This window comes from Arthrobacter sp. E70 (assembly GCF_058266945.1).
Genome location: NZ_JBYQFR010000013.1, coordinates 102,210 through 110,147 on the forward strand (window position 1 = coordinate 102,210; position 7,938 = coordinate 110,147).

Consider the following 7,938-nt stretch of genomic DNA (forward strand, 5'->3'; position numbering starts at 1 on the left):
TCCATTGATCTGACCACATCACTACCTGCTCCGGAAGAAAAGGAATCGCAGTTGAAAATATGTATCATCGTGCCTAGCTTGAGTGGTGGCGGCGCCGAATTTGTTGCCCGGGAATGGGCAGCTTGGCTGGCGTCCAATGGTGACTCCGTCACAGTGGCTCTAACCCATCCGAAAGACACCGATATTCGTCCTGAAGGAGCAACAATTGTGAACCTTTACGGGCATGGTCCAGTGGCACATGTGAGGGAAATGCGGAGATTAGTGCGGAAAAGCCGCTTTGACGTGGTGATCGGACTCTTACCGTACTTCAACTTGCTCGCGATTCTGGGCGGTATGGGTCATATCTTGCGGCGCCGGCCAAAGGTGTTGATCAGCGGCCGAAACGTTGAAGTTCCCTTTCCTTATGTGCATGGAAAGAGCGTGCGCTTGACCCGAGCCATCTCGAAGGTTCTCTATCCATTAGCTGATGGATATATTGCAATTTCCCACCCGGTAGCAGCAGAAGCGGGCGCTCTTTACCGTATCAAGAGTGAAAAGATGCGTGTCGTTCCCAATCCAGCAACCGCGAAGGTCCAGGCCTGGCAGAATACCGAGGACAGAAGTTCCTTCGGTTCTGGCATCGCTGACAGCGATCTACAGGACGACCCGAGTGTCCTGAACATCATCATTCCCGCTCGTTTGGTAGACCAAAAGCGTCCTCTGGTGGCGGTGGAGGCCGCTCGATTGCTTTCTGTCGCTGAGGACTCCGAGGCGAAGGTTATGCTTCACTTTTTTGGTGACGGGCCGTTGCGTGAAGCAGTGGAACGTGCAGCCCTGGATGCGGGTGTAAATATCAAGTTCCACGGCTGGGTCGAAGACTGGTTTGCTGCAGCTCCAAGTTCTGGGGTTGTGCTACTGACATCTCTTGCAGAAGGCTTCGGGAATGTACTTGTGGAAGCAGCGGCAATAGGAATCCCGAGTGTTGTTTCATCCAGATGCCTAGGCTCGGCTGATGCCGTGGTGCCGGGTATTACAGGGGAGCTTGCCGCGGGAGATGCACCCGAAGATTACGCAGCGGCGATCTCCAAAGCGGCAGCTTTGAGAATGGATAAGGCCCACGACGGCTGGCTTGAGCGCTTCTCAGCCGAGAATAGTGGGAGGTCGCTACGGGACTATCTAAGAAGTGTAGTTTCATAGTTCGATAGCCTTGCGAACCGGGCTACGTCATGGAAGTGCTGGAGCTAGCTAAGACCGCCTTACCTTGTTTTGAGTGGATGTGGGGATTGAGGTTTCTCGGTTCCGTAACCGCGTGAACAACGGACAGAGGCTTTGGTCCGGCGTCCTTTCACAGTCTGGTCAGCGACGTGGGTTGCTGCCTCCTGGAGCCGTAGTGCTTTTATCTCCCAGAAGAAGCAGTCGATCTGGCCAATTGTTTCCTTAGCGCTGGCATTCGCGACCGGCTCATCATCCAAGACAAGACTAAGCGCCCGGTCGGAGTCCAGCAGGTCCCGGGGCCGGTTGTTTCGCCCACCCGGTTGAGGGGTTTGGAAGGGCCTTCTTCAACCTCCCAGCGGGGTCGATTTGGTCAGAGTCAGTGATGCTGGAGCCACTGCACCGGGCGCGCGGGCGTGGTATCGAAGGATCGGCAGTCCAGATTCGATCGTGCCACTTGTCAGGCACTACGGTGTCATCAACAAAACCGGCCGATGGCCTGTGGGTGGACTGAGCGATCGTTGGAGCCCAGCTGGACGTAGCAGTCCTGCGGGTGGTGGCGCCGGCGGTGAAACCTGTGACTGATGGCAGCTGTGTGAGCGCCAGCATGGCCGCTTTTGTCTGCAGCGAGCAGGTTTGAGAGGGCGCAGATCCGTCCGAGAGTCGGGTGTTGGCCTTCGGGGGCCACTGGCCGGGCGGGGGTTTTGAAGTCCTGCAGTGGCGAAGTCGGTCGCAGCGGAAAGATGGCTCCAAGAACTGGCTGGCCGCTACACCACGTCTTTGCTCTTCGGCTCGCGGGATGTCAGTACGTCGGCGAACAGTGTTCCGCCGGCCGATGCCGGTTTCGTCTGTCCCACATCGGCGGAACAGCACCCAAGGATCCGAGCAGCCGCGAGCACATACCGACCAGCAGGTAACATGGCATCTGGGTCCGGCATCCGGGCCATGATGGATGTGAAGACACCACCACACGCACCGGCAACACCCTGGCTTGCCGGCACGGCAGGTATGCGCAATTTAGGGCACTGCGTTTGATCCCGGCGGATCCCAGCACCGGTGTCCCGGAACTATGCCGGGGACGCTGACCGGCCCACCCGTCGCCATCATTCATGGGTCTTCGAGCAGCAGTGCACGAATGGCCGGTTCCATAAGCATGATCCGGTGTTGTGGTCTGCCCGCACACCTGGCGGACGTTCGGGGCCGACTGCCTTCGAGGCCGTGTTCTTGGAGATCCCCAGCTGCTCTGCTATCAACCTCATTGATTCACCCTGGGCCAGATGTAACCGCCGAATAGACGCTGAATCCTCCACTCTGATCATCCCCAATTGTTTGGCACGGGTGACGCAGATTTCGGGCGATATAACGGCTAAATTTTCAACTGTGATCGACAGAACCCGTGTCGACGGTGCATGGGTAGGCTCCTCAGCGGCGGAGTGAAAATCTCTGAGAAATTTGTTTTCGAAGGTGCGAAGGGTTCCGCAAATCTATTTCTGTACTTAGGAGGACTCCGGGGGACAGGTATGAGGCCGTTCGCCGATTATTCGGAATGGAGAGCCAATAGTCAACGCAGCGACTCCGCATTTCGATATCGCGGCGTCCTAAAACTTACCATTACGGATAGTCTTAGCTGGGCTTCCTGCAACAACTGAACCAGGCGCGACGTCATTCAATACCACTGCGTTCGCAGCGATGCTAGCAGAATCACCAACGGTCACTTTTCCTAGGACTATGGACCCGGCCCCTATGACAACCCAATTTCCGACGACTGGATAGTCGTGTGGAGGTCTGCCGTCCGCGTGCTTTTCCCCGATGGTGACTCCTTGTAGGATCGTACAATCGCTCCCCATCACCACTCCGTGACCCACAACTACGCCATTGGGATGCGGCAGTAGCAGGCCGGGTCCGATGGTTGACCCGGGGAGTAAATCCGCCCCGGTTAGGGCGTTGTTTGCAACTCGTAGCACCCCCGAAAGCCGACGCGAGCCCCGCGCGAAGAATAGGCATTGAATCCGGTAGATACTGACAGCCAGCATGCCGGGGTTTGTCAAAGCGCAATCTAGTGCCCGTAAAAGAGAAAATTTTCGTCCAGGCTGGATTCGCGCATAATCAGCCCGGATCATCTTGAGAAGAAACGTCATTGTATTTGCACCTGTTTCCTTATCCGCTTCAGGGCCGAAATTCGTGTCGGAACGATCATGCAAGCAAACAGTGGAAGTAATGTTGCCACTACCGAACCCGTGGCGCCAATTAGAGGTATTAGATACAAACTCAAGGGAATCTTAAGAGCGAGCATCAATATTGCGCCGAAGGCTTGTAGTCGGCGACCTGTATAGTCCATTAGAAGCATCCCTGATGACGCATTTAGGCCAAAAAGTATGAGTAGGGCTCCGAACGCTATGTAGAGGGATAGAGGCGCCGTTCCCGCTCCATTGCTTACAATACGCGTGACCGTTGGGCCGAGGAGAATAAGCCCTGCTGTCATTCCTGCTGATAGTGCAAAAAACAATCTATCAGCCTTCCAGAATTGTCTGCGCAGGCGGCGCGGGTTTTGTAAGTTCCGCATAAAGAGAGGCCACAGCGCCTGGCTTCCAACGGTAATGATCGACAGCAGCGGCATATAGTACATGCTGACATAGGAGTAATTAGCCACTTGTATGAGGTCGGAAAAGTGAGCAAGCAGTGCTCTATCCGTCTGGTAAGTCAGAGGGAGGGCAATTGAAAGAACAGCCATCGGGACTGCCAAATGCACAACCCTGACACGGGCAGCCGAGCCGTCACCCGCGGGTTTGCGCCACGGTCCTCTGCCCAGCATTTTTAGTGCAAGGAGAAATACGAGGAGCTGCATCAACAGAGGACCTGCGCCATATGCTGCAGCAAGAGCCGCGTAACCGGAGGGATTCGCTGAAAGGCATAGCCAAACCAACCCAAGAGAAATGCAACCAGATGATGAAGTAAGTAAGGTCGCTTTTGTTTGGCTGCCCAGGCCGAGGAGGACTCGCTGTCCGGCCCCAAGCGGGATGCCGATGGCCATGATGATCATCATTAGTAGGCCGGCGAGTTCTGTATCCGGACTTTGCGGTAAGCCGAGGATTTGGGACCAGTATCCTCCGAGCGCCAATGCGACAGCGGCAGCGATTGTAGTTAGGGATATCAAAAAAAGGATACCTAGGGTCCTTCGCCAGACAAAGCTGAATTCAGGGCTGGTCTTCCCCTTGGCCGCGAGTGTATCCGTTACAGAAACGGAAATACCAAAATCCGAGACAGGAATCATGTATGGTAAGGCCACAAATATCGAGAACAACGCAAAGCCTTCAACGCCTTTTTGTTGAGTAATAAGCGTAGATGAGTACAACACGGCCAATGCAGAAACTGGCATTGCAATGGCGCGGGCAGCAGTAGAGCCAGTCACGTCTGCAAACCCCCGCTGCCGACGCGGAATGTCTTTCTCGTTCAGAGCCTCAGAACGTGTCACGTGGATAAATCTTTCGCAACGGAGCAACGGGGGAGACGTTGACTTCGTCTCTCAGGACGTTTAAGGCGAGAACGAGGGCTATCGCAAGCGTCCAGCTGTTGACGGGGCTGAAGAGGATGTCCCATATAGCTCCAGTGAATAAGAGCGCCAGCGCACCAATCGGCAGCCCGGTGCGACGGAATGTGGACATCTGGATAGCCAGTGTCGCCCTTCCAAGAAAAATTATCGAAGCCAAAGCGAGCATCATGCCCGCCATCCCAAAATAGCTCCAGTAGTTCCATAATGTGGAATGAAACTCAATCCGTCCGGCCCGGAAGCTGTCCGCTACATTGCTCCGGTCTTTCAGCCCCTCAGAGAGGGTCAGCGAATTAATCGTCGTTGCCCAGTCGGTGCTTGAAGGGGTGACACCAGCCCCGATCCCCAATGGTTCAGACTGTGCTAGTGCGATAGCGCCACCCCACTCCGCTCGACTCCCGATGAAAGGATTCCCGGAAACGTCGATTGATTGTTGGGTTCGCGTTTGGGCATACGTACCCAAGTAGCCCCTAACTGCAAGATCGGACATTACATTCCCACCGACAACAGTGGCTATTGCAAGCGCTGCTACGAGACCAATCTTTTGCCAGCGTGTCTTTTTCCTTGGGTCCCTTGCAGAAGATGACTGGAAGAGGTTGATGAGAAGTGCCAAACCGAGCACGAGGAGCCATGAGCGAAATGAGAGCGAGGCACTAATTCCCATAAGTCCTATTATGGCCACGGTTACCATTCGCGAGGATTTCTGGCCGGCGAGGACAATTACAAGCACCGAGAGCGGGAGCGCGAGGCCAAACTTCCAGGGATTCTCAAAAAAGCGGCCGCCCATTAGGGGCGCGAAGAGGGCTGCAAAGATCGCCCAAAGTATGATGAACTTTTTTATTCCAAGAACCTTGCAGGACCAAGCCAGTCCGGCCGCAGCTACCACCAGGACTAGTGGTAAGACTGATTCTGAAAATGCCGCCCAAGCATCCCAGCCCCTAGACTGACCAACGTTCCTCAAAGCGAGTAGTAAACCGGAGACGATGGAAAGAACCGCCAAGGCCAGAATGCGTCTTTCCCTTTTCTCGCGGCACCACGCCGTTAGAAATACGGGTAAGAGTGGAATGATGATGATCAGAGACAGCCTCAGGAATTGACTACTTCCTATCGGGATCTGGCTTGAAACTACGATCAGGTACGCTACTGCTCGTTCCAAGCGCGTCGCGGAAGACCTCAACTCGACTCTAGCTCCATGAGCATCGCCAGTTCTAAGAATTGCGCCCTCTTTGCTGCTCCGCTGCATTAGATGCCCCTAGGCGAGGGTGCGGTCGACCCGGATACGATCATGGTCGCGATGGCCCATAGTTTGTGTCCGGGTGACCGCAGGCTCTGGAAAAGACTCACAAATCACCGCTCAATGGCAGCGAGGAGGGCCGGTACGCTTGCCCTGCCAGATCTGTCCGCGACAGATTCTCGGCACAAGTCAGAGGAGAGATTCTCGGCCCGCAGTATTGCCGCTGCTAGTTCGCCAGCGTCTCGGTTAGCGACTCGTTCGCCGTTCATTCCCTTAACAAGGTGGCAATCGGGGTCCGACTCTTCGGTGGCCACGACTGGGAGCCCGGATGCGCCGGCTTCGAGTAGCACCACCGGAGAACCCTCATATCTTGATGTCATTAAGAAGACGTCCGCGGAAGCCATTGCTTGCGCCACTTCCAGCCTAGAAAGGGCACCAGTGATTTCAACATCTTGTGTCAGATGGAGGCTTTGCAGTTTCTGGTGGACGCTACCTCTAAGTGCGCCATCCCCTATCATCGTCAGGTATGGACGACGGTTAAGAGACTTGAGGGCTAAGATTGTGTCGAGTGCGAGTATCGGATCCTTTTGATGGTCGAGCCGCCCCACCCAGCATATTCGAATGTCGTCTCCTGGGCCCTTTGGAGTCCTCTCAGATGACGCGAATATTTCTGTGTCGAACCACGTGCGGCTGACAATAAGATCGCTTCTTTGGCTGCGGAGTCTTTCACTGTCGGAGACATTGAAAAGAACCATGCGGGCAGCCACGCGCGACACAAGTCCTTCGATCATCCGATAGGCGAAGCGGAACCGTCTCCAGACCGAGTCAGATCCCTTGCTGAGCAGACCTTCCGAGTCGTTGTGGATAAATTGGATGAGCTTACCGCGATGGATGAGAGCGATCAGCATCCCGGTTTCAACGCGGTGAGTATGATAATCGCCCAAAGGCAGCATGTGCCGAAAACGGATGAGACCAGTTGCAAGAATCATGGAGTGTGGCAGTTTTGCCTTCAAACCCGTGGCCTGAAAACGATCGAGTTGCGCAACAGGTAGGTAGGCCACTCTGCGCCCGGCAAAATCGATTTCTTGCCATTTGCCTACCATCGATACATCTTGGGTGGTTATTCCTACGATAGAGAAATCGATACCAGTCGAGTACTTCACTAAATCATGAATAATCGAATCGATTCCGCCGGGCGTTAAATGCTCAGGATCAAAATGCTCCACAATGACAACTTTGCGCCGGTATGTATTAAAAGCAGGGTTCATTTTACTCGCCTATAGCCTAGGGTCTTTAGCGGGAAACTATAAGTGGTCCGCCCAATCCCAAGTGGAATGCCTAAAAGTTTCAGCGGTTCTCGGGGATGGGGAAGACTCGCGGGGGCCGTTCCTGCGCATCCGTTTCGGTTTCGCGAGCGGTCGGAACTGTTAGCGGACCATGCTCTGAGCGCCGCTGCAGAATACTCTCTTTGCCCTGGTTCTTCCATCGGTCTTTTCTTTTAGACTCAGGTTCGATGGCGTCATATCCGTAGCCGTACGCGTAGGCATCCGGTCCTTTTGCGGGCACGCGATTCAAGACCACGCCGAGGACGTTTGCGTCCACCAGTTGTAGCGCGGATAGGGATTTTTCAAGATCGCGCTGCTTCAGCTTTTGAGTGCCTACAACCAGAACAACTCCACCTACGCTTTGCGAGAGTACGGCGGCATCCGTAACAGGAAGCAGCGGCGGCGCGTCAACGATAACAATGTCGAATGCGAGTTCGAGGCGTTCCAATAGGACCTTCATTTGTGCAGAGCCCAGAAGCTCGCTCGGGTTTGGGGGGATCTGCCCCGATGTCAGGACATAAAGACCGTCTTCCCCCCAATGTTGGAGAAGGTCATCAACGTCCGCTTGCCCCACTAGAGCCGTAGTTAGTCCGGCAGTGCGGTCCAGCCCTAGGTACTCGCTAATCATTGGGCGGCGTAGG

General features: G+C 55.0%; 5 protein-coding genes. 1 reads left to right on the plus strand and 4 read right to left on the minus strand.

The annotated features are described in order from the left end of the window. Positions 1 to 51: 51 nt before the first annotated feature. On the plus strand, positions 52 to 1,176 hold the full coding sequence (locus AC3IMC_RS16540) for a glycosyltransferase (protein WP_490919725.1): 1,125 nt from the start codon (positions 52 to 54) through the stop codon (positions 1,174 to 1,176). A 2,149-nt stretch (positions 1,177 to 3,325) separates the two neighbouring features. On the opposite strand, the gene AC3IMC_RS16545 is transcribed toward AC3IMC_RS16540, so the two are convergent. The 4 genes from AC3IMC_RS16545 to AC3IMC_RS16560 form a co-directional block, all read right to left on the minus strand. Beyond that, positions 3,326 to 4,663, minus strand: coding sequence for a lipopolysaccharide biosynthesis protein (locus tag AC3IMC_RS16545; RefSeq protein ID WP_490919726.1), 1,338 nt, complete (start codon positions 4,661 to 4,663; stop codon positions 3,326 to 3,328). Next, positions 4,650 to 5,981 carry a hypothetical protein gene (locus AC3IMC_RS16550; protein ID WP_490919728.1) on the minus strand — a complete coding sequence of 444 codons (1,332 nt, stop codon included), beginning with the start codon at positions 5,979 to 5,981 and terminating at the stop codon, positions 4,650 to 4,652. The genes AC3IMC_RS16545 and AC3IMC_RS16550 overlap by 14 nt, the downstream gene beginning before the upstream one ends. A gap of 104 nt (positions 5,982 to 6,085) precedes the next feature. Beyond that, entirely contained in the window at positions 6,086 to 7,240 is a 1,155-nt protein-coding gene (locus tag AC3IMC_RS16555; RefSeq protein ID WP_490919729.1) for a glycosyltransferase family 4 protein, read from the minus strand. 79 nt (positions 7,241 to 7,319) lie between these two features. Continuing rightward, positions 7,320 to 7,938, minus strand: a 619-nt coding sequence (locus AC3IMC_RS16560; RefSeq protein ID WP_490919730.1) for a tyrosine-protein kinase family protein, incomplete at its 5' end; no start/stop codon positions are given.

Coding starts and splice junctions, on each gene's coding strand:
- AC3IMC_RS16550 (WP_490919728.1), bottom strand. CDS start 5,981: ATGCAGCGGAGCAGCAAAGAGGGCGCAATTCTTAGAACTGGCGATGCT.
- AC3IMC_RS16555 (WP_490919729.1), bottom strand. CDS start 7,240: ATGAACCCTGCTTTTAATACATACCGGCGCAAAGTTGTCATTGTGGAG.